Source organism: Sphingomonas sp. (genome assembly GCF_039594485.1).
Taxonomy (GTDB): domain Bacteria; phylum Pseudomonadota; class Alphaproteobacteria; order Sphingomonadales; family Sphingomonadaceae; genus Sphingomonas.
Map to the genome: position 1 here is coordinate 1 of NZ_JBCNNI010000001.1, position 21,831 is coordinate 21,831.

Below are 21,831 nucleotides of genomic sequence, written 5' to 3' on the forward strand. Positions count from 1 at the left end.
CGCGCTTGGCGGCCGAACGCCCGACCAGATATACTTCGCACAGCCGCTTCTCGCAGCGGCATGATCAACCAGCGGCAATCCACTTATTCACGCCGCGAGCCTGTGCAGACAAACCGAGCCACCTCTTTATCGATATTGACCGACGACAGACTACCGCTTGCCGAGTTGATGGCGAAGACCGGAGATGGAGATTTCCTGCGCACGATCGCCGAGAGCGTATTGCAGATCATCATGGAGGCCGATGTTGATGGGTTGGTCGGTGCCGGCCGGCACGAGCGGTCCGGCGATCGCACAACCTGGCGCAATGGCTATCGCGACCGCAGCCTCGATACCCGGCTCGGCACGCTCAACCTCAAGATCCCCAAGCTGCGGACCGGCGCTTACTTCCCCGGCTTCCTGGAGCCGCGCAAGACCGTCGAGAAGGCGCTGGTCTCGGTGATCCAGGAGGCGTGGATCGCCGGCGTCAGCACCCGGCGCGTCGATGAGCTGGGGCAGGCGATGGGCATGACCGGCATTTCCAAGTCGTCGGTCTCCAAGCTGTGCAAGGACATCGACGAGCGCGTCCATGCCTTCCTCAAGCGCCCGCTCGCCGGCGACTGGCCCTACCTCTGGCTCGATGCCACCTACCTCGAGGTGCGCGAAGGCGGGCGGATCGTCAGTGTCGCCGCGATAATCGCCGTTGCCGTCAACACCGAGGGTAAGCGCGAGATCGTCGGCCTGCATATCGGCCCTTCCGAGGCAGAGCCGTTCTGGTCGAGCTTCCTCAAGGACCTCCCCCGCCGCGGCCTGACCGGCGTGAAGCTGGTCATCTCCGATGCCCACGAGGGCCTCAAGGCGGCGATCACCCGCGTGCTTAGCGCTACCTGGCAGCGCTTCCGCGTCCACTTCATGCGCAATGCCCTGGCCTACGTGCCCAAGGGCCAGAACACCGTCGTTGCCGCCGCCATCCGCCAGGTCTCCCTCCAGCCCGACCATGCCGCCGCGACGCAGGTCTGGCGATAGGTCGCCGACCAGTTGCGCGCCCGCTGGCCCAAGCTCGGCGCCTGCATGGACGACGCCGCAAATTGGCCGCAGGTCCATCAAGTGATCCATCATTCGTCTGAGATTGAGTGGAACATGTCCGGAACTGCCCGGAAATTATACCACCGAAAACTCTCAGAAAACAGCCACTTATGAGGCGTTTTGGCACCCCCTGAGAGGGGGCTCTGGAGCGGGTGAAGGGAATCGAACCCTCGTCGTAAGCTTGGGAAGCTTCTGCTCTACCATTGAGCTACACCCGCGGCATCATCGGCGCGTCGGCGATCGGGATCGCTTTGGCTGATGGCCTTGAGCGCCAGTTATGAGACTGCGAGGCGTTTGGCAAGCCGATCATGGACATTTTCCCTGGCGCCTCAGCCGATGATCGACTGTCCCATCGCCAGGCTTTTGCCGTTTGTCACGATCACCCTGTCGCCGATATGGGTCGCGCCGAACAGCTTGCGGGCAAAGGCGGTGGGAACGCCCACACAACCATGGGTGGCATAACCATAGCGGACCTCGCTGCCATGAATGGCGACCCCGTCGCGGGTCAGCCGCAGCATATAAGGCATCGGCGCATCATACAGGTTGGAGACGTGATCGGCATCCTTTTCCAGGATGGGGAACACGCCGAGAGGGGTCGGCATGTTGTCCGCACCATAGATGATCGCCGCCGTGCCGATCTCGAAGCCATTGCGGAAGATCGATACGACTTGAGCGGCCAGGTCCACGGTGATGACGACGGGTCCGGGCGGCGCACCGCTTTCGTCCCAGACATAATCCCCGTGGTGCAGCGGCTTTTTGAGATCCAGGATACGCCGAACCACGAACGGCTCGGGGGTAGGGGAAGGTCTTGGAGTCGGACTTGGTGCCGGGGGCGAAGGTGGCACGGCGGCCGGGGCGGCGCGTCGCACGGGCTTCACGGCTTGCGACGAAGGACGCAACAGCATCGCGGCGCCGCCGGCCGCGCCCAGAATGATCGACCACGCCAGGATCTTGAGCGTTCTCATCGGAGGCATGATAAGGCTATTCGGTTGAACGAAGCGTTAGCGGACCTCGACCGTGACGTGGCCTACGGCGGCCATGTCGTCGAGCCGTTTGTGCACCATCGCGCTGCTGATGGGACCGTCAATCCCTTCGATCGCGAGCACCACGGCATGGGCCGTCGGACCGATCCGCCAGATATGGAAATCATGGATGCGCGTGTCGCCGGGCCCTTCCACCCGCTCACGGACCTCGCTCGCCAGCTTCGGATCGGCCGCGTCGAGCAGGACCGACGAGGCCTGCCGCATCAGTCCGACCGACCAGTTCGCGATGACGATCGCGCCGAGCAAACCGACTGCGGGATCGAGCCACAGCCATCCCAGATAGCGCCCCGCAACCAGGGCGACGATCGCCATGACCGAGGTCAGTGCGTCGGCCAGCACATGGATATAGGCCGCGCGCATGTTAGTATCGCCACCATGCCGGTCATGGGCATCGTCGTGATGATGGTCCTGGTGATGATCGTGCGAATGCCCATGCCCATGTCCATGCCCGTGATGATGTCCATGGTCGTGGGAATGGCCGTGGCCGCCGCCCAGCATCCACGCGCTGACCAGATTGACCAGCAGGCCCAGCACTGCGACGAGGATGGCATCGCGGAACGCCACGGGATGCGGATCGGCGAGCCGGGTGATCGATTCATACGCGATGCCGAGCGAGACAAGGCCGAGCACCATCGCCGATCCGAAACCGGCCAGTTCACCTACCTTGCCGGTCCCCCAGCTATAGCGCGGATTGGCGACATGCTTCTTGGCATAGGAATAGGCGATCGCGGCGATCCCCAATGCGCCGACATGGGTGGCCATGTGAAAACCATCGGCCAGCAGCGCCATCGACCCGGTGAAATAGCCCGCGACGATCTCTCCCACCATCATCCCCGCCGACAGCCAGACGACCAGGCGGGTCCGGCGGGCATTCTCGTCATGGGCATGGCCCAGATAGTCATGGCTGTAGAGGGTCACGGCGGCGTCCTTCGCGGCGGGTCTCGGAATGGTGGTCAACGGAAATGGCGGCGGAGCAGCTTGGCAAGCTCGGCGGCGGCGGCGGTCCGCTCGGGGTCGGACAACCCCTGCGCGGCGACATGGGCGTGCAGATGATCCTCGACCAGCTCGTCCATCAAGCCTGCCACCGCGCCGCGCACCGCCGCGACCAGATGCAGCGTCTCGGCACAATCGGCGTCGTTCGCCACCGATCGTTCGATCGCGGCGACCTGCCCGGCGATCCGACGGACGCGGGCGATGATCTTTTCCTTGCTCGTCGTAACATGCGCCATAATGCATAGGGGTATAGGGTATATGGCGACAGAGTGCAATGCGGTGCTTGCTCCTCCGCGCCGGGTTGGGCATCGAATGGCGGCAATAGGGTCGACGGGGAGATGATCGACAATGCGGCGATGGCGTGCGGTGGTGGCGATGTTCGCCGGAATGGTATCGATGGCGGGCGCGGCAACGTCGGTCCGGGCCGAGTCGATCCTGTTCGTCGGCAACAGCTTTACGTTCGGGGCGCATTCCCCGGTCATGCGCTATCGCCCCGACCTGGTGCGGGATCTGAACAATGAGGGGATCGGGGGGGTGCCTGCCCTGTTCAAGAGCTTTGCCGACCAGGCGGGGCTCAACTGGACGGTCAGCCTGGAGACGGCGGGCGGACGGGACCTGGCATTTCATTACGACGTGAAACGGCGCGAGATCGATCGTCCCTGGGATGTCGTGATCCTTCAGGGCTATAGCACGTTCGATGCACAACGGCCGGGCGATCCGGCGCGCCATGCCGAAGCGGCCGGGCGGATCGCGGCCATGCTGCGCCGTGCCAATCCGCGCGTCCGGGTGGAACTGGTGACCACATGGAGCCGCGCGGACCTGACCTATCGCACGCCCAGCCCGTGGCGGGGGCGCGCGATCAACGCGATGGCCGACGATCTGGCGGCGGGCAACGCCTATGCCTTGCGCCGTTACCCTGAATTATCGGGTGCGATCCCCGTCGGCCAGGCCTGGAACCGCGCATGGCGTGATCGGATCGCCGACCCCAACCCCTATGACGGCATCGCCTTTGGTCAGATCGACCTGTGGACCTGGGACCAGTATCATGCCAGCGCGGCGGGCTATTATCTGGAGGCGCTGGTCATCTTCGGCCGCGTGACCGGCTATGATGTCCGGCGCCTGGGCGAGGGCGAGCGGGCGGGTGCCGATCTGGGGCTCGAACCGCGTCTTGTCGGGCGGTTGCAGGCGATCGCGCAGACCGAACTCGCCCAGCCATCGCCCCGATGACCGCTATGCCGTGACGATCGCCCCGTCGCGGACCGTGACCGGCCAGGGCGTCAGGCTCTGGCCGCGACAGGGCCCGCCAAGGCACAGGCCGTCCTCGATCGCGAAGATCGCGCCATGCCAGGAACACACGACCCGATCGCCATCGGGGGTGAGATAGCCGTCCAGTTCCTGCGCAAGCGGCAGGCCCATATGCGGGCATTGGTCGACATAGCCATGCACGGCTTGCCCCCGCCGCACGACGAAGCCGTGGAAGCGACCCGCCCGCATCTGAAGCACGAAGTTGCGTGCCCGACCGTCCGCGATCAGGTCGAGCGGACCCAGTGCGATGCCGGGTGGTGTCGAGGTCAGCCGGTCGGTCATCCGGCGTCGGCCTGCCTGTCCGGCGCGGCCTGGGGCACCGCATGGCGCAGCTTTTCCGCGCTCGCGACCAGGGCGGGATAGGGTGTCAGATCGACCGCGAAGCGTTCGGCGTTATAGACCTGTGGGAGGATATGACAGTCGGCGAGCGTTGGGGTGTCGCCATAGGCAAAGCCCCGCCCATGCCGCACGATCAGCATTTCCAAAGCGGCAAAGCCTTCAGCGATCCAATGGCCGATCCAGCGCCGGATCGCGGCTTCGTCGGCCCCCATGTCCTGTCGCAGCATGGTCAGCACACGCAGATTGTTGATCGGATGAATGTCGCACGCGACGAGCGCGGCCATGGCGCGCACGACGGCCCGCCCGGCCGTATCGAAGGGGAGCAAGGGCGGATCGGGGAAGCGCTCCTCCAGCCATTCGAGGATCGCGGGGCTCTGGATCAGCGGGCCGTCGGGGCCCTCCAGCACCGGCACGAGCCCTTGCGGCTGCAAGGCGCGATAGTCATCGGCCCTTTGTGCGCCGATGCGCAGGTCATGGGCCACGCTGTCATGATGCAGCCCCTTGAGCGCGAGGGCGAGCCGCACGCGATACGCCGCGCTCGACCGCCAATAGCCGTGCAGCGTCAGGGTCATGGCAGCCGCGCCTTGGGGAAGTCCTTCCACACCGCGTCATAATCGAGCTGGGCCCGGCTCAGTGCATGGGAGGTCGGGCGGTAGGGCCAGCAACTTTCCACCATGAAGGCCATCGTCCCCTCGATCCGGTGGGGTTTCAGGTCGGCATTGCTCGCGGCTTGCCAACTGGCGAGGTCGGGGCCGTGGCCCGCCATCAGGTTGTGGAGCGACAGCCCGCCGGGGCGGAAGCCTTCCGCCTTGGCGTCATAGGCTCCGGTGATAAGCCCCATCGCCTCCGACATGACATTGCGGTGGAACCAGGGGGGGCGGAAGCTGTCCTCGGCGACCATCCAGCGCGGAGGGAAGAGGACGAGATCGGCATTGGCCCGTCCGGGTACGTCGCTGGGCGAGGTCAACAGCGTGAAGATCGAGGGATCGGGATGGTCGAAGCTGACCGTATTGATCGTGTTGAAGCGCGACAGGTCATAACGCCAGGGCGCCAGATTGCCATGCCACGCCACCACGTCGAGCGGGCTGTGATCGAGCGTCATGGTCCAGAGCGATCCGAGGAATTTCTGGACCACCTGTGTCGGTACGTCGCGATCCTCGAACCAGGCCACCGGCGTCTCGAAATCGCGCGGATTGCCCAGGCCGTTCGCACCGATCGGGCCGAGATCGGGGAGGCGGAACAGGCCGCCGTGATTCTCAGCGACATAGCCCGCGGCCTCTCCGTCGGGCAGCTCGACGCGAAAGCGGACGCCGCGCGGCACCAAAGCGATCTGGCCCGGCGCGATGTCGATCCGACCCAACTCGGTCAGGATCGTCAGGCGACCGGCCTGGGGCAGGAAGACGAGTTCGCCATCGGCGTCGACGAACACCCGCTCCATGCTATGGTTGCAGGCATAGACGTGAATCGCCACGCCCTCCAGGTCGGCGGGGTCGCGATTGGCCAGCATCGTCGTCATGCCGTCGATCCAATCGGTGCCGGGCGGCGGCATCGGGGCGGGATCCCAGCGCAGGCGATTGGGGGGCAGCGGAGCGTCGCCGGTGCCCGGTGCGAAGCGGGGCGCGCCGCCATATCGCGCATAGGGCGGATGTTCGGCGGTGGGGCGGAGGCGGTAGAGCCAGGAGCGCCGGTTCTCGTGACGCGGCGCGGTGAAGGCGGTGCCGGAGAGCTGCTCGGCGTAAAGGCCGAAGGCGGGGCGCTGCGGCGAGTTGCGCCCGACGGGCAGCGCGCCCGGTACCGCCTCGGTCGCGACATGGTTGGCGAAGCCCGGGATGTAGGATGTGGTCATGCTTGCTCCTCTCCACAACATGCCAGCGCGTCAGCCGCGACCAAGCCGCGCTTTATGCGCTGGCTCAGTCGCGTGGGCCGGGCGCGCATCGGGGATGCTTATGCATCCACCGTGATGACGCCGCGCCGAATCTGATCCAGCTCGATGCTCTCGAACAAGGCCTGGAAATTGCCGTTGCCGAAGCCCTGATTCCCCTTGCGCTGGATGATCTCGAAGAAGATCGGGCCGACCATATTCTCGGTGAAGATCTGGAGCAGGATTCCTTCCTCGCCGACATTCCCGTCGATCAGGATGCGGTTGCGCTTCAGCCGGTCGAGATCCTCGCCATGACCGGGGACGCGCTTGTCGACCAGTTCGTAATAGGTCTCGATCGTATCCTGCAACCGCACGCCCCGCGCGCGGAGCTTTTCCACCGTGTCGTAGATGTCGTCGGTCGTCAGCGCGAGGTGCTGGATGCCTTCGCCATTATATTCGCGGATGAATTCCTCGATCTGCGATTTCTCGTCCTGACTCTCGTTCAGGGGGATGCGGATCGCCTTGTCGGGGGCGATCATCGCCTGGCTGAACAGGCCGGTCGCCTTGCCCTTGATGTCGAAATACTTCTGCTCCTCGAAACCGAACAGCTTGGAGTAGAAGCCCGACCAGGTGCGCATCTCGCCACGCCGCACATTGTGGGTCAGGTGGTCGAGCAGGTCGAGGCCGACATTATTCTCCACCTCCGCCTGTCGCCAGCCGTCCATCTCGTGCCAGTCGGCGAACAGGTCGCCGCCCGCCTTGACGAGATACAGATAGCTGCCGCCAATCCCTTCGATCGCCTTGGCGTCCGGGGCCAGGCACCCCCGCGCCGCATCGACCGGGGTTGCGCCCCCCTTCACCGCATGATCGAACGCTTCCGCCGGATCGGCGACGTAGAAGCCCATGCCGCTGGCCGAGGGACCATGCTCTGCCCGGAAATCGGCAGCCTGGCCTTCGGATTCGGCGTTGAGGAGCAGGGTGATCCGGCCCTGCTTGTAACGGGTGATCGCCTTTTCGGGGTGACGATGGGTCGGCACGAAGCCCATCATGTCGAATTGCCGTGCCAGCGTGTCGGGTTCGGGGGTGGTGAATTCGCAAAAGGCGAAGCCGTCCAGGCCCAGCGGATTGTTCGGGGTGGTTGCCATGACGTCCATCTCCTGATCCAGTAACGTTCGTCACTAAATCGCAGACCGGAGAAATGGTGTCAAATGTTACGATCTCGCGAATTGCGGCTGGACGCGTTTCTGCCCTATCGCCTGTCCATCACCTCGAACTTGGTCAGCGATCACATCGCCAGCGCCTATCAGCAACTGTTCGGCCTCACGATTCCCGAATGGCGGTTGATCGCGATCGTCGCGGAGGAGGGGGCGGTGGCGCAGTCGGCGGTGTGCGAGCGGAGCCGGATGGACAAGGTCACCGTCTCGCGCGCGGCGATCGCGATGGTGGGGCGGGGCTTGCTGGCCCGGACCGCGCATGACGGCGACCGGCGATCGCATCTGCTCGTCTTGACCGATGCGGGCCGGGAGCTTTATGCCGATGTCTCGCCCAAGGCGCTGGAACTGGAGGAGCAACTGTTCGCCGGATTCGCGCCGGAGGAACTGGAGACGTTCGTCGCCATGCTCCACCGGATCGACGCGGTCGCGCTGGCCTTGCGCGATCAGCCCAGGATCGCGCGGTAGAGCGCCAGATAGTCGTCGGCCATCCGATCGACCGAAAAGCGTTGCGCGGCGGCCCGGCGACAGGCGCTCCGGTCGATCTCGTCGATGCGCTTCACCGCCGCCACCGCCTGTTCGGCATTGTCGACCAGGAAGCCCGTCACGCCGTCCTCGATCAATTCGGGCATCGATCCGCGCCGGATCGCGATGACCGGCGTGCCGCACGCCATCGCCTCGACCACCGAAAGGCCGAACGGTTCGTCGAAGTTGATGAGGTGGAGCAGCGCCCTGGCCCCGCCGAGCGCCCGGGTGCGGTCGACGCCGCCGACCGGGCCGCGATAGACGATGCGTTCGCCATCGACATGGGGCTGGACCTCGCGCTCCCAGTAACCCTGGTCCTGGACGATGCCCGCCATGGTCAGCCGCCGGTCGCATGCGCGGGCAACCGCGATCGCTTGCGCCGCGCCCTTGTCGGGGTGGATGCGGCCGAAGAACAGCAGGTCGTCGCTGCCGATCGGGTCGAAGGGAAATTCGTCGATCGGAATGCCGTGATGGATGGTCGCGGCATAGCGGAGCCGGGGATGCCGGTCGGCGTCCGAAATCGCGACATAGTGAACCCGCTCCTGATAGGGTTCGTACATCGGCATGATCCGCTCGGACGAAAAGCCGTGGATGGTGGTGACCATCGGGGTGTCGACCAGCCCGGAAAAGGCATGGGCGGGGAAGTCCGCCTGGTTGTGGATCAGGTCGAACTCGCCCGCGCGCTCGAACACGGCGGCGAGGTGGCGCATCTCCCAAACCTTGGCGTCGATGGCGGGGTCTTCGGAATAGGCGGCGGGCACCGGCCCGGCCAGCGTCGCGCGCGTGACACTGTCCTGCGTGGCGAACAGGGTGACATCGACCCCGCGCGCGACCAGCGCTTCGGTCAGCAGGCTCGTGACCAGTTCCCAGGGACCATAGGCGCGCGGCGGGGTACGCCACGCGATCGGGGCAAGCATGGCGATCTTCATGCGGCGGTTTCGACTTTCAGGATCAGTCCCTCATCGGGGCGCAGATGGTCTGGCGCCGCGTCCGGCAACGGGCCGGGCAGGGTGGAGAGGACGGGGCGGGCCGGCGGTAGCCAGACCCGCGCGGGGTGAGGACCGAGATTGAGCGCGATGACGTACCGTTCGCCATCCGCTTCCCGTTCATAGGCGAGAACATCCCCCTCCGCCCCGATCAGGCGGATCGAGCCGACCGCCAGGGCGGGCGTCGCACGGCGCAGCGCGAGCAGCGCGCGGTGAAGCGTCAGCATCGAGGTGGGGCATGCCATCTGGACCGCGACATTCTCCTGCGGCCAACCGGCCGCCAGCGGAAGCCAGGGTTCGCCGGTCGTGAAGCCGGCATGCGCGCTCTCGTCCCATGGCATCGGGGTACGAACCGGATCGCGACCGAGGCCCAGGCCGGGTTCGCGCAACTCACGTGGATCGCGGACGCGATCGGGCGGAATGACGCCGTTCCGCAGACCCAGTTCATCGCCATAATAGAGGGTCGGCGTCCCCCGAAGCGTCAGCAGCAGCATCGCGGCGACCCGCGCCTGGTCTGGACCGCGCCTGGTCGCGCTGCGTGGGCGATCGTGATTGCCCAGCACCCAGTTGGGCCAGCCGCCGGGAGGAAGCGCGGCTTCATAGTCCCCGATCATCCGTGCCAGGTCGCGAGCATTCCAGGGTGCGTCGATCAACTGGAAGTTGAAGGGCAGGTGAACCCCTTCGCCATCGACTCCATAATAGCGCATGAGCCGCTCGACCGGCAGATAGATCTCCCCGATCAGCACCCGTTCGTCGCCGTCACGGCCAAAGGCATCGGCGATCGCCCGCATGTCGGCAGCGATGTCATGCACCTCGGGCTGATCGGTCGAGTTCAACTGGAACACCCGGTGCATCTCGCCCATGGCCGGGTCCCAATCGGGGTTCATCGGATTGTCGGGAAAGGCGACATGCTTGATGATGTGCCACAGCACGTCGATGCGGAACCCGTCGACGCCGCGCGCGAACCAGAAGCGCAGGACCTCCAGCATCGCCGCCCGCACCTCCGGGTTGCGCCAGTTGAGGTCAGGCTGTTCCTTCAGAAAGGCATGATAATAATATTGGCCGGTCGCTTCGTCATAGGACCAGGCGGAGCCGCCGAAATCGCTGATCCAGTTGTTCGGCGGACCGCCGTCCGGCCCGGGGTCGCGCCAGATATACCAGTCGCGTTTCCGATTGTCGCGCGACGAGCGGCTTTCAAGGAACCAGGGATGGCGATCGGAACTATGGTTCGGCACGAAATCGAGCAGCAGCTTCAGGCCCCGCGCATGGGCGGAGGCAAGGAGCGAGTCGAAATCGGCCAGCGTCCCGAAGCGCGGATCGACGTCGCAATAGTCCGCCACGTCATAACCGAAGTCCGCCATGGGGGAGGGGAAGATCGGTGACAGCCAGATCGCATCCACACCCAGTTCGACCAGATAGTCGAGCCGGGCCTCGATCCCGCGCAGGTCGCCGATGCCGTCGCCATCGCTATCCTGATAGGACCAGGGATAGATTTGATAGAGGACACCCGATTGCCACCAATGCGCGGCGCTCATTGAAACAACGCCTTGGGCAGGCGGGTCATCCGGCATGCGAGATCGGCTTCTCCGCTGGCGACCAGATAATGATCGCCCATGTCGATGATCCCGGTGGAAAACACGACCGGGGTCGGCAGGTACATCTGGTGTGCGATGGGGGCGGTGAGGGCGGGGTCGGCCTCCAATATCGGATGGTCATCCTCGATCCGCGGCACGCGGGTCGGGTCCGTAGCATCGAACAAGGCCCAGAAACTGCGATAGATACCGACCGATTCGCGGCGCTCCACCCCGTGATAGAGCGTCAGCCATCCCTGATCGGTCAGGATGGGTGGCGTGCCACCCCCGACCTTCATCGCCGAGATCGAGGATTTGCGCGCACGGATGCCCGGCGCCTCGACCGGCTTCCAGTGCAGCGCGTCGGGCGAGGTGGCGAAATTGATCGACGGCCCGCCGACAAAGGGGCTCTCCCCGGGATAGGCGAAATAGACCTCGCCCAGCGGCCGGGTCAGCGCCATGAAGCGGCCGTCCACCAGCCCTTCGAAGAACAGCATGTCCTTGTTCTGATGGTCGAGGATGATCCCCGCCAGCCGATAATCGAGGCCATTGTCGGAGATATGAAGCGTGGTCGAATGCCGCTCGGCCGAAACCGAGCAGGTCGTCATGTACCAGCGATCGCCGATCCGGCTGATCCGTGCGTCTTCCACGCCATAATCCTGCCAGGACGCGGCGGGCTCTATCGCCTTGTCGTAATGGACGGCCAGGATCGTCCCACCGTCGGGCGATACTTCCACGGGAAGGAGCCAGGATAGAGAGGTCAGCGCAAGGATCCGATGCGCTGCCCCCCGGATGGCGAACTGGCGCGGGTCGGTCATGTCGACGCGATCGATCGGATGAGGATCCAGCACATAACCGGCCTCCGTCCAACGGATCGCCCTGACATGCTCACCCTGCACAGGCTCCGACAGCGCCTCGGCCACCCGCACCATCAGCAGGAGGTTGCCGTTCGCCAGCCGGGTCATGCCGGGGTTGAAGGCACCGAGCACATAGGTGGGCTCGTCAATGCCCCGACGCAGCGGAGAACGGGAAAGGTCGACATCGTCGGGGCGGAAGATCAACTGATCGTCGGACATGGCCCGCCAACGCCTGCTGTCACCGCGCGTTCCCGATCATTCCGCGGGAGCCCCTGTCCCGCGCCGCCCCTAACCGGCCGTCGCGACCTTCAGGAATACCGACCAGCGATGTTCGAAGAAATCCTCCGGTTCGAGGCCGAAAAAGGGGTCGGCCAGTTCGAACTGCATCCGCCGGCTCGGCCCGTCCAGAATATCGGCGAGAAGCCCGAACAGCGACAGCGCCGTATCGTCCGAACGCAGCAGGCCCGCATCCTGCGACGCGCTGATGCAGTCGATGATCGGATCGGACAGGACGCGGTCCCACGTCGCGAACCGTTGCCGCAACTCTTCGGAGAAAATCGCCTCCGACGTCAGGAAAGCCGTGAAGCGGACCGTATCGGGCTCGACGCAAAAGAAGAAGAAGCGACGGGCGTTTTCCTTCAGGCGTTCGAGCGGATCATGGCCCGTCGCATCCTCCAGCATCGCGTGACTCAGGCGGTCGAGATCACGGGTCACGACTGCATCCAGCAAGGCCATCTTACCGGCATAGCGGCGGTAAATGGTGTGCTTGCTGACCCCGACGGCGAGCGCGATTTCCTCCATCGACGTGCCCTCGATCCCCCGACGACAGAACGCCTCACGGGCGCCCGACATGATGATATCGTCGATTTGCTGGGCCTGCTCTCGCGTTGGGCGTCCAGCGGTCCGTTTGGTGATGGGCATAATCGCCTTTTGCGGTCTACGGGGCAGAAGGTCAAATTTAATTATACCACGCCGTTGCTTTTTGCGCGTGCGAATTAGACAAGGCCCTAATACCATAAACGTCATGGGCCTGGGGGAGTTTCACAGTGTGTCCAAATATTCCGTCTTGGAGCCATCGATCGCGACGGCCTCGGCATAGGCGGTGACCAGCGGCGACCGCCTATGCCCCTTTGTATCGCGGGCTGTTTGGGGGTAGCGAACGGCCCGCATGGATAAGGCCGCATGGATAAGGAACGCATGGTGACGGGTGAAAGCGGCTGGACGATCGGGATCATCGGCGGGTCCGGGCTCTATGCCATCGATACGATGGTGGATGTCGAGACGCTGGTGCTGGATACACCGTTCGGTGCGCCGTCCGATACGCTGGTGCGCGGTCGGATCGGCGATGTCCGCTTCGTCTTCCTGCCGCGTCACGGCCGGGGGCATCGCCTGTCACCGACCGACGTGAATGCGCGGGCCAATATCCATGCGTTGAAGCAGGCCGGTTGCACCGATGTGCTGGCGATCTCCGCCATCGGATCGCTGCGCGAGGAGTTGGCGCCGGGCCGTTTCGTCGCGGTCGACCAGTTCATCGATCGGACGGTGCACCGTGACACCAGCTTCTTCGGGGCTGGCCTGGTCGCCCATGTCTCGATGGCGGACCCGGTCTGTCCGCGCCTCTCCATCTTCGCGGCGCAGGCGGGCGAGCGGGCCGGGGCCTCGGTAGCCCATGGCGGTACCTATCTGGCGATGGAGGGGCCGCAATTCTCAACCCGCGCCGAAAGCCATCTGTACCGCCAATGGGGCGCGGACGTGATCGGCATGACCGCCATGCCCGAGGCCAAGCTCGCGCGCGAAGCCGAGCTGCCCTATGCCTTGATCGGGATGGTCACCGACTATGATTGCTGGCGCGAGGACGAAGCGCATGTCGAGGTCGATGCGGTGCTGGCGCAACTGGCCGCCAATGCCACGATCGCGCGGGCGCTGGTCGTCGAGCTGGCGAAGCTCCTTCCCCGAGAACGGACGCCGTCACCGATCGACACAGTGCTCGACCAGGCGCTGATCACCCATGTCTCGCATCTCGACCGGGCCAAGGCGGAGAGCCTCGGCCCGGTCGTATCTCGCGTCCTGGCCGCACGGGGTGGCTGATCGATCGTCTCAGTCCTCGACGATCTGGCTGTGCTTGGCGGTGTCGCGCATCCGCAGATAGACAATCAGCGAGACACCGATCATCGCGGTGACATACCAGTAGAAGCCCTGCTCGATCCCGGCCTTCTTGAAGAGCAGGGCGACCGATTCCGCGGTGCCCCCGAAGATGGTGTTGGCCAGCGCATAGGGCAGGGCGACGCCGAGGGCGCGGATATGGGCGGGGAAGAGTTCGGCCTTCACCACCGCGTTGATCGAGGTATAGCCGGTCACGACGACCAGCGCGACCATCACCAGCGCTCCCGCAAGGATCGGATCGCGCGTCGTCGCCAGCGTCGAGAAGATCGGATAGGTGCACAGCACCCCCGCGATGCCGAACCCGACCATCAGCGGCTTGCGACCGATCCGGTCCGACAGGGCGCCCGCCAGCGGCTGGAGCAGCATGAAGATGAACAGGGTGACGGCGTTGATCTGGCTGGCGACCTCGCGGCTGAAGCCGCTGGTGTTGACCAGAAACTTCTGCATGTAGATCGAATAGGCATAGAAGGCGAGGGTGCCACCGGCGGTCAGCAGCATGACCGTGATCGTTTCGCGCGGATGCTTGGTAAAGAGCTGGATCAGGCCCGACTGGGGCGTGCCGTCCTTCTTGGCGTTCTCGAAGCTCTTGGTCTCGGCCAGCCCGCGCCGGATATAGAAGACGACGACCGCCAGCACCGCACCGAGCGCGAAGGGGATGCGCCAGCCCCATTCGTCCAGTTGACCCTCCGACAGGGTGGCTTGCAGGATCAGGAGGACGCAGATGGCGAGCAACTGGCCCGAGATCAGCGTGACATATTGAAAGGACGAGAAGAAACCGCGCCGGTCCTTGCCGGCCATCTCGGTCAGATAGGTCGCGCTGGCGCCATATTCGCCACCGACCGACAGCCCCTGCATCAGGCGGGCGATCACCAGCAGGGCGGGCGCGGCCAGGCCGATCGTGGCATAGCCGGGCGTGATCGCGATGATCAGCGACCCTGCGCACATCAACGTGACCGACAGGCTGAGCCCCGCCTTGCGTCCCTTGCGGTCGGCATAGATGCCCATCACCCATGCCCCGATCGGCCGCATGATGAAGCCGACCGCGAAGACGGCGGCCGCGCTCAGCAGTTGGGCGGTGCGGTCCTCCGACGGAAAGAAATGCGGGGCGAAATAGAGCGTGAAGGCCGAATAGACATACCAGTCAAACCATTCGACGAGATTGCCGGTCGAACCGCCGATAATGGCTTTCAGGCGTTCGCGCCCGGGATCGGCGTGGGCTTTGGTCATGTCATACTCCCCTGTTGCAATGCGTGGGTGTTCGGGCCAATCGTCAGAAGCGGAAGCTGAGCCAACCGGCCCAGAAGTCCGAACTCTTCAGATTGGCCCGCTGGAGGACCGTATCGGCCTTGAAATGTTCGTAACGGCCGGTGAATGAAAGGCGTGGTGTTATGGTCCATACCGCCTGGAGGCGCGCGATCTCGGCGACCTTCTTGCCGCGGACATTCTGCGTGCCCGCCCATGCGGCCCCACTGGCGCGATAGACTGCGTCCTGCTCATCGGGACGCCAGGCAAAGCCGTATTCCGCCGCCACCCGCACGCCCTTCAGCGGGGTGAAGGAGAAGTTCGGCGCGGCGTACAGAAGGTTCGTCGGGGTCAGGAATAGGCCATAGCTGTAATAGACGTTGTTGCCGAACAGTCCGCTCGTCGAGTTCAGCGCGCCAGTCCGCTCATAGCTGCCGCCGCCCGAGCCATAGTCGAAATGGACACCGACCCTGGGCGCGCTGGGCGTCTTGCCGAGCCGATAGGTCTGGGCGACGAACGCCTGCCAGGCCGAGATCGTCCGGTCGCCGAAGTTGCCCCGCTGGTTGTTGACCGTCCAGTCGATATTGAGCGGGCCGACATCGCCATAGGCATGGAGCCCCAGGAAATAGCGTTCCTCCGGGGCCACTATGCCGCCCCATGTCGCGCGCCGGTTGCGCAGCCGCCAGACAAAAGGATCGAGGAACAGCTTGGAGCCGCCGAAGAGCTTGGGGGACAGGCGAAATCCGAAGGTCGCGCCGGTGAAACGAATATCGGGATTGGTCCGGTCGTCGCTGATCCCGCCAAAGCCGTAATTGACATAGTTCAGGTCGAACACGTCGATCCGCGCATTGGCCCCGCGGGCATAGGCCCGCACGCCATCCAGCACGAAATAGAGGCTGTTGTTGTCGCGTCCGACCGTCAGCAACTGGGGCCCGTCGTAAAACTCCTGCCGGCCCGCGCGCACGCCGACGTCGAGCCCCAGCGCCTGCCCCTTCACCTCGGCAAAGAGCTGCTGCACGGTCAGCTGGTTACGCAGATTGGCATTGGGGCTCCCCAGGTTGATCCCCTGGAGCTCGGCGCGGCCCAGTTCGCCAAAGACGCGAAAATGGTCGCCGAGATGAACATCGGCGCCGCCGACGATGCGCGCGATATCCTGTCGCTGCTGCTCGACCTCGCGCAGGTTCGGATTGGTGGTCAGGTTCATCCGGGTGCGAAGCTCACCCGAGAAGGTGACATAGGATGCGCCATCCCGGGTCAGCTTGACGCATTTCAGCGCATCGATCGGATCGTCGCGCTTGGCCGGATCGCACAGCTTGCGCCAGTCCTCAGCCCAACGGGACTGGTTGTATCCCCCGACGGTGTTGCCGTCGCCCGACGCCGCCGCCGGATAGGCTGTGCTGGTCGGGCTGGCGGGTTCCGCTACCGCCTGGGGCGTGACGGTCTGGGCGTCGGCGACCGCGAACGGCAAAGCGGGGGTCAGGCCGGTCGCCGCCATCGCAGCGACCCGGGCGAGCCGGACGAACTTCATATCAGGAACCCTCTACTGGACCGTTTCTCTATCCTATCAAGGATATAACGGTCGAAACGCAGTGAAGAGCCCGGGCGGATCGGCCGACCGGGCCCCTCCGATCTTCAGGCGATGACGGGGGCCGCCTGCGACGGGGCGGGGGCCCCGTTCAGCGCGGCATCGAGCGCGGTCTTGTCCAGCGCCCCTTCCCACCGGGCGACGACGACGGTGGCGACCGCGTTGCCGATGAAGTTTGTGAGGCTGCGGCATTCGGACATGAACCGATCGACACCCAGGATCAACGCCATGCCCGCCAGCGGAACGGTGGGAACGATCGATAGCGTCGCGGCCAGCGTGATGAAGCCCGCGCCGGTCACGCCCGCCGCCCCCTTGGAACTCAGCATCGCAACCAGCAGCAACATCAATTGCTGGCCCAGCGTCAGATCGACACCGCAGGCCTGGGCGATGAACAGCGCCGCCAGGGTCATGTAGATGTTGGTGCCGTCCAGATTGAACGAGTATCCGGTCGGCACCACCAGGCCCACGACCGATTTTTCGCAGCCGGCCTTTTCCATCTTCTGGAGAAGGCTGGGCAGTGCAGCTTCGGACGATGAAGTGCCGAGGACGAGCAGCAGTTCGGCCTTCAGGTAGCGGATCAGCTTCAGGACCGAGAATCCGTTGAGCCGGGCGATGGTGCCCAGCACGACGAGCACGAAAAGCAGCGAGGTGAGGTAGAAGGTGGCGACGAGCGCGCCGAGATTGACCAGGCTGCCGACGCCATATTTGCCGATGGTGAAGGCGATCGCCCCGAAGGCGCCGATCGGGGCGGCGCGCATCAGGATGCCGACCAGACGGAACACCACGATGCTCAGCCGCTCGAGGCTGGCGAGCAGCGGCCGGGCGGGTTCGCCGACCAGCCCCATGGCGATGCCGAACAGGATCGCGACCATCAGCACCTGCAGGATGTTGCCCTGGGTGAAGGCGCTGACCAGCGTGTCGGGAATGATGCCGAGCAGAAAGCCGGTGATCGTCGTCTCATGCGCCTTGTGCGCATAGTCGGCGACCGCGCCGGTATCGAGCGTCGCGGGATTGACGTTCATCCCGGCGCCCGGCTGGACGACGTGCGCGACGATCAGGCCGACGATCAGGGCCAGCGTCGAGACGCTGATGAAATAGAAGAACGCCTTGCCCGCAACCCGCCCGACCGAGCCCAGTTCGCGCATGCCCGCAATGCCGGTCACCACGGTCAGGAAGATCACCGGCGCGATGATCATCTTCACCAGCTTGATGAAGCCGTCGCCGAGCGGCTTCAGCGCTTCGCCGAAGCTGGGCCAGAAATGACCGATGACCGCGCCCAATGCGATCGCGACCAAAACCTGAAAATAGAGATGAGACCAGATGCGTCCCCGCCGGGGTGCCTCGGCGACGGCATAATCCTGTGCGATCACGGCTTTCGTCATCCTCTTCAAAACCAAACGGACGCGGTGGACCGCGCTCCGGTTGCCGCCATTGTGCGGGATCGCGCCAACTTATTCAAAACAAAGGAAATATTAAATAACCGATTGAAATGTATGCACTTTTTCTAAGGTGTCGTAGGTTGAAGGGCGAAATTCCGCATGGCGCTTCCAATCTTGTTGCGGTATTCCGCACAGATGGTTTGGCCGTTCGCCCTGACCCGCCGGAACCTCCGCAATGCGATCCCGCTCCTGGTGGTGGTGGTGCTGACGATCGCGGCGGGGCTGGTCTTGCGTGTCTATGCGCATCGCCAGGCGATGGACACGCTCCGCGCCGATTCGGTCCGTATCGCCCGGCAGCAGGAACGGTTGCTGGACAGCGAGCTACGGCGCTTTCGCCTCCTGCCGATCGTCCTGGTCGAATATCCAGATGTCGGAGAGGCGCTGCGTAACGGATCGCGCGCGGCGGCGGGCCGGTTGAACGAAAAGCTGCGCGGATTGGCCGAGCGTACCGGAGCCCCGGTCATCTATGCGATCAACCGTCACGGCCGGACCGTCGCCGCCTCCAACGCGGGGGAGCCGGACAGTTTCGTGGGACGCGACTATAATTTCCGGCCCTATTTTCAGCAGGCGATGCGCAGCGGCACGTCCGAATATTTCGCGCTCGGCAACACCAGCGGTCGTGCTGGGCTGTTCCTGGCCCGGCGTATCGGACCGGCGAACGCGCCATCCGGCGTGGTCGTGGTGAAGGTCGAGTTCGGCCGTATCGGACTGGCCTGGGCGAGCGACCCGGGACAGACGTTCCTGGTGGACAATCATGGTGTGGTCGCGGTCACCACGGATTCGGCCGCCCGTTTCACCACCATAAGGCCTTTGACCGAGGCAGCGCGGGCTGCGATCGCGCAGAGCCAGCAATTCGGCGGCATCCGGCTGCGGCCCATCCCTTATCATATGGGTCGGGACGCCATGGTCACCGATGAACGGGGAACCCGCTATGTGCTCGGACAGGCCGCCGCGCCGCTACCCGGCTGGCGGTTGCTTCACATCCTGCCGTCCGAACCGGCCTTGCGGGCGGCGGCGGGATGGGTGCGATCGGTCACGGCGCTGTTCGCGATGGTGCTTATCGGACTGGCATTGTTCGCCCTGTGGTGGCGCACGCGTGCCGAGCGCGCCGCGGGTGCGCGCGAGGCGCTGGAGGTCGAGGTCGCGCGCCGAACGGCGGAGTTGCGTGCGATCAATGACCGTCTGACGGTCGAGATCGCCGAGCGGATCCGCGCCGACCAACGCTTCCGGGCGGCTCGCGAGGAATTGGCGCAGGCCAACCGGCTGGGCTCGCTGGGGTCGATCACCACGGGCGTCGCGCATGAGATCAACCAGCCCGTGGCGGCGATACGGACGCTGGCGGAAAATGCGCGCACCTTCCTGTCACGTGCCATGCCCGACAGGGCCGGGGCCAATCTGGCGACGATCGTCGAGATGACGGAGCGGATCGGGTCGATCGTCCAGGAAATGCGCCGCTTTGCCCGACGGGGTGCGCATGGTCTGGGGCCGGTGTCGCTGGACGAGGTTCTGGATGGCACGATGCTGCTGATCGGGGACCGGTTCCGAAGTGCGGGCATCGCATTGGATCGCCCCGCGGGCGGCGCGCTGCCGCAGGTGATCGCCGGACGGGTGCGGCTGGAGCAGGTGCTGGTCAACCTGCTCCAGAACGCCCTTGACGCAGTCGCCGGTCGGCCGGATCCCGTCGTGCGCCTGAGTGTCGCGCAACGGCCCGACGGCGTCGAACTGACGGTGGAAGACAACGGCCCGGGCCTGGACCCGGCGATCGCCTCCGAAATCTTCACCCCCTTCGTGACGGGGAAGCCGGACGGGCTGGGACTGGGCCTGGGGATCGCACGGGACATCATGACGGAGTTTGGAGGCATGCTGGAGGTCACATCCTCTTCGCTGGGCGGGGCGGGCTTTCGCATTCGGATGCGCCGGGCATGAGGGAGGGGTTGCGGGTCCTGCTGGTCGACGATGACACGGTGTTGCGCCAGGCGCTGGCCCAGTCGTTCGAACTGGCCGGGATCGATGTCGAGGCGCATGGCGATCCGCTGGCCGCGTTGTCGGTGATTGATGCCGATTTCCCGGGCATGGTCGTCTCGGACATCCGCATGCCGGGGATCGACGGAATCGAACTCGCCAGGCGGGTGGCGGCGATCGATGCGGAAATTCCGGTGATCCTGATGACCGGGCATGGTGACGTGCCGATGGCGGTCGCCGCCTTGAAGCAGGGCGTGTTCGATTTCGTCGCGAAGCCCTTTGCCGCCGATCACCTGATCGCCAGTGCCGAACGCGCGCTGGAGATGCGGCGGCTGATCCTCGATAATCGGCGGCTGCGGTTGGCGGCGGAGGAAGCACAGGGGGCCTATCCCCTGATCGGCGAGACTCCGGTGATGATGCGCCTGCGCGATACGGTGCGACAGGTCGCGCAGGCCGATGTCGATGTGCTGATCGAGGGGGAGACCGGAACCGGCAAGGAACTGGTCGCGCTGCTCCTGCACCGCTGGAGCGGGCGGCGGACCCGGCCTTTCGTGGCGGTCGATTGCGCCGCACTGCCCGAGACGATCGCCGAGGACGAATTGTTCGGTCAGGCGCATGGTCGCGTGGCGGGGCGGATCGCGGCGGCGAACCGGGGCACCTTGTTTCTCGATGAAGTGGACAGCATGGCCCCCGCGCTTCAGGGGCGGATGCTGCGCGTGGTCGAGGAGCGGGAAGTCCGCGCGATCGGTGCCGAAGATCCCCAGATCCTCGACCTGCGGATCGTTGCGGCGGCCAAGTCCGATCTGGCGAGGGCGGTTACGGAAGGGCGGTTCCGGGCCGATCTCCTCTATCGGCTGGACGCGGTGCGCCTGCGCGTGCCGCCGCTGCGCGAACGTCGCGCCGACGTGCCGCTGCTCTTCGCCCATTTCCTGCGTGAGGCGGCGGAGCGCTTCGGTCGTCCCGTGCCGCTGGTCGATGGGGTCGTCCAGGCGCGATTGTTGTCGCACGACTGGCCGGGCAATGTCCGTGAGGTGAGAAACTATGCCAATCGCGTGGCGCTGGGCCTTTCCGGCGAAGGGCAGGCCGATGGCGACCCATTGCCATTGCCCGAGCGGGTCGAGCGGTTCGAGGGGGCGACGATCCGTGCCGTGCTGGAGGAGGTGGCGGGCGATGTTCGGGCCGCGCTGGCCGTGCTGGGCATTCCGCGCAAGACCTTTTACGACAAGGTGGCGCGACACGGGATCGACCTGAACGCCTATCGACCGACCCGCACCTGATCGTGAACGCTCCCATTGCCGCTTGACGGCAGGGCGGGGGCGGGGGAGCATGGCCGGTATGACGCCGCAACCGGCGCATCATGCTGGGAGAGTGCCATGGAGGATGCCGCCGCCCGTCTGGCGCGCGATCCGCGCTATATCGCGCTGGTTCGCAAGCGAGGGCGTTTCACGATTATCCTGACGGTGATCATGCTGATCGCCTATTTCGGATTCATCCTGACCATCGCCTTTGACAAGGCCCTGTTGTCGACGTCGATCTCGGGGGGCGCGACCTCCTGGGGTATTCCGGTCGGCTTGGGGGTGATCGCACTCGCGATCCTGCTGACCGGGCTTTATGTCTGGCGGGCCAATCGCGATTTCGATCCGGTGATCGATGCCCTGCGCGCGGAGGAGCGCGCATGATCCGCCTC

The 21,831-nt window shown here is 65.2% G+C and carries 20 protein-coding genes, 1 tRNA gene and 1 pseudogene; 7 read left to right on the top strand and 15 right to left on the bottom strand.

Translation table 11 applies throughout. From position 1 onward, the window contains the following. Positions 1–135: 135 nt before the first annotated feature. A pseudogene (locus tag ABDV78_RS00005) lies at positions 136–999 on the top strand (IS256 family transposase); the annotation flags it as partial. Between the two features lie 207 nt (positions 1,000–1,206). Here the strand turns inward: ABDV78_RS00005 and ABDV78_RS00010 are convergent. From ABDV78_RS00010 to ABDV78_RS00025, 4 genes are all read right to left on the bottom strand, one after another. Continuing rightward, positions 1,207–1,280, bottom strand: a tRNA-Gly gene (locus ABDV78_RS00010). A gap of 111 nt (positions 1,281–1,391) precedes the next feature. Further along, positions 1,392–2,027 carry a L,D-transpeptidase family protein gene (locus ABDV78_RS00015; protein WP_343525077.1) on the bottom strand — a complete coding sequence of 212 codons (636 nt, stop codon included), beginning with the start codon at positions 2,025–2,027 and terminating at the stop codon, positions 1,392–1,394. Positions 2,028–2,063: 36 nt separating this feature from the next. Beyond that, entirely contained in the window at positions 2,064–3,023 is a 960-nt protein-coding gene (gene dmeF / locus ABDV78_RS00020) for a CDF family Co(II)/Ni(II) efflux transporter DmeF (protein ID WP_343525078.1), read from the bottom strand. 35 nt (positions 3,024–3,058) lie between these two features. Beyond that, positions 3,059–3,334 (bottom strand): metal/formaldehyde-sensitive transcriptional repressor, encoded by a 276-nt coding sequence (locus ABDV78_RS00025; protein WP_343525079.1) that lies wholly within the window; start codon positions 3,332–3,334, stop codon positions 3,059–3,061. 112 nt (positions 3,335–3,446) lie between these two features. On the opposite strand from ABDV78_RS00025, the gene ABDV78_RS00030 reads away from it, so the two are divergent. Continuing rightward, complete coding sequence (locus ABDV78_RS00030) at positions 3,447–4,325, top strand: PEP-CTERM sorting domain-containing protein (RefSeq protein WP_343525080.1); 879 nt, start codon at positions 3,447–3,449, stop codon at positions 4,323–4,325. A 3-nt stretch (positions 4,326–4,328) separates the two neighbouring features. On the opposite strand, the gene ABDV78_RS00035 is transcribed toward ABDV78_RS00030, so the two are convergent. From ABDV78_RS00035 to hppD, 4 genes are all read right to left on the bottom strand, one after another. Continuing rightward, positions 4,329–4,685 carry a Rieske (2Fe-2S) protein gene (locus ABDV78_RS00035; RefSeq protein WP_343525081.1) on the bottom strand — a complete coding sequence of 119 codons (357 nt, stop codon included), beginning with the start codon at positions 4,683–4,685 and terminating at the stop codon, positions 4,329–4,331. Next, positions 4,682–5,314 carry a maleylacetoacetate isomerase gene (maiA, locus tag ABDV78_RS00040; RefSeq protein WP_343525082.1) on the bottom strand — a complete coding sequence of 211 codons (633 nt, stop codon included), beginning with the start codon at positions 5,312–5,314 and terminating at the stop codon, positions 4,682–4,684. Before maiA ends, ABDV78_RS00035 begins: the two co-directional genes overlap by 4 nt. Next, positions 5,311–6,588, bottom strand: coding sequence for a homogentisate 1,2-dioxygenase (gene hmgA, locus ABDV78_RS00045; RefSeq protein WP_343525083.1), 1,278 nt, complete (start codon positions 6,586–6,588; stop codon positions 5,311–5,313). Before hmgA ends, maiA begins: the two co-directional genes overlap by 4 nt. Positions 6,589–6,686: 98 nt before the next feature. Then, positions 6,687–7,748, bottom strand: coding sequence for a 4-hydroxyphenylpyruvate dioxygenase (gene hppD, locus ABDV78_RS00050; RefSeq protein ID WP_343525084.1), 1,062 nt, complete (start codon positions 7,746–7,748; stop codon positions 6,687–6,689). Positions 7,749–7,811: 63 nt separating this feature from the next. Here hppD and ABDV78_RS00055 point away from each other — a divergent pair, with 63 nt between their 5' ends. Then, positions 7,812–8,282 carry a MarR family transcriptional regulator gene (locus tag ABDV78_RS00055; RefSeq protein ID WP_343525085.1) on the top strand — a complete coding sequence of 157 codons (471 nt, stop codon included), beginning with the start codon at positions 7,812–7,814 and terminating at the stop codon, positions 8,280–8,282. Here ABDV78_RS00055 and ABDV78_RS00060 read toward each other — a convergent pair. The 4 genes from ABDV78_RS00060 to ABDV78_RS00075 all read right to left on the bottom strand — a co-directional run bounded on the left by ABDV78_RS00060 (position 8,261) and on the right by ABDV78_RS00075 (position 12,605). Beyond that, positions 8,261–9,268, bottom strand: coding sequence for a glycosyltransferase family 4 protein (locus ABDV78_RS00060; RefSeq protein WP_343525086.1), 1,008 nt, complete (start codon positions 9,266–9,268; stop codon positions 8,261–8,263). The genes ABDV78_RS00055 and ABDV78_RS00060 overlap by 22 nt on opposite strands. Further along, the gene (locus tag ABDV78_RS00065; protein WP_343525087.1) at positions 9,265–10,860 is read right to left on the bottom strand and encodes an alpha-amylase family glycosyl hydrolase; all 1,596 of its coding nucleotides are present in this window, start codon (positions 10,858–10,860) and stop codon (positions 9,265–9,267) included. Before ABDV78_RS00065 ends, ABDV78_RS00060 begins: the two co-directional genes overlap by 4 nt. Next, entirely contained in the window at positions 10,857–11,972 is a 1,116-nt protein-coding gene (locus ABDV78_RS00070; protein WP_343525088.1) for a glycosidase, read from the bottom strand. Before ABDV78_RS00070 ends, ABDV78_RS00065 begins: the two co-directional genes overlap by 4 nt. Before the next feature lie 69 nt (positions 11,973–12,041). Continuing rightward, entirely contained in the window at positions 12,042–12,605 is a 564-nt protein-coding gene (locus ABDV78_RS00075; RefSeq protein WP_343525089.1) for a TetR/AcrR family transcriptional regulator, read from the bottom strand. Between the two features lie 330 nt (positions 12,606–12,935). Here ABDV78_RS00075 and mtnP point away from each other — a divergent pair, with 330 nt between their 5' ends. Beyond that, on the top strand, positions 12,936–13,841 hold the full coding sequence (gene mtnP / locus ABDV78_RS00080) for an S-methyl-5'-thioadenosine phosphorylase (protein ID WP_343525090.1): 906 nt from the start codon (positions 12,936–12,938) through the stop codon (positions 13,839–13,841). 9 nt (positions 13,842–13,850) lie between these two features. Here mtnP and ABDV78_RS00085 read toward each other — a convergent pair whose 3' ends face one another. From ABDV78_RS00085 to ABDV78_RS00095, 3 genes are all read right to left on the bottom strand, one after another. Then, positions 13,851–15,143 (bottom strand): MFS transporter, encoded by a 1,293-nt coding sequence (locus tag ABDV78_RS00085; RefSeq protein WP_343525091.1) that lies wholly within the window; start codon positions 15,141–15,143, stop codon positions 13,851–13,853. Between the two features lie 43 nt (positions 15,144–15,186). Then, on the bottom strand, positions 15,187–16,686 hold the full coding sequence (locus ABDV78_RS00090) for an alginate export family protein (RefSeq protein ID WP_343525092.1): 1,500 nt from the start codon (positions 16,684–16,686) through the stop codon (positions 15,187–15,189). A 104-nt stretch (positions 16,687–16,790) separates the two neighbouring features. Then, positions 16,791–18,125: a dicarboxylate/amino acid:cation symporter gene (locus ABDV78_RS00095; RefSeq protein ID WP_343525093.1), complete on the bottom strand. Its 1,335-nt coding sequence runs from the start codon at positions 18,123–18,125 to the stop codon at positions 16,791–16,793. 192 nt (positions 18,126–18,317) lie between these two features. Between ABDV78_RS00095 and ABDV78_RS00100 the strand changes: the two genes are divergently transcribed. The 3 genes from ABDV78_RS00100 to ABDV78_RS00110 all read left to right on the top strand — a co-directional run bounded on the left by ABDV78_RS00100 (position 18,318) and on the right by ABDV78_RS00110 (position 21,823). Further along, positions 18,318–20,108, top strand: coding sequence for an ATP-binding protein (locus tag ABDV78_RS00100; RefSeq protein ID WP_343525094.1), 1,791 nt, complete (start codon positions 18,318–18,320; stop codon positions 20,106–20,108). Then, on the top strand, positions 20,105–21,421 hold the full coding sequence (locus ABDV78_RS00105) for a sigma-54 dependent transcriptional regulator (protein WP_343525095.1): 1,317 nt from the start codon (positions 20,105–20,107) through the stop codon (positions 21,419–21,421). Before ABDV78_RS00100 ends, ABDV78_RS00105 begins: the two co-directional genes overlap by 4 nt. 96 nt (positions 21,422–21,517) lie before the next feature. Next, positions 21,518–21,823 (top strand): DUF485 domain-containing protein, encoded by a 306-nt coding sequence (locus ABDV78_RS00110; RefSeq protein WP_343525096.1) that lies wholly within the window; start codon positions 21,518–21,520, stop codon positions 21,821–21,823. Positions 21,824–21,831 lie beyond the last annotated feature (8 nt).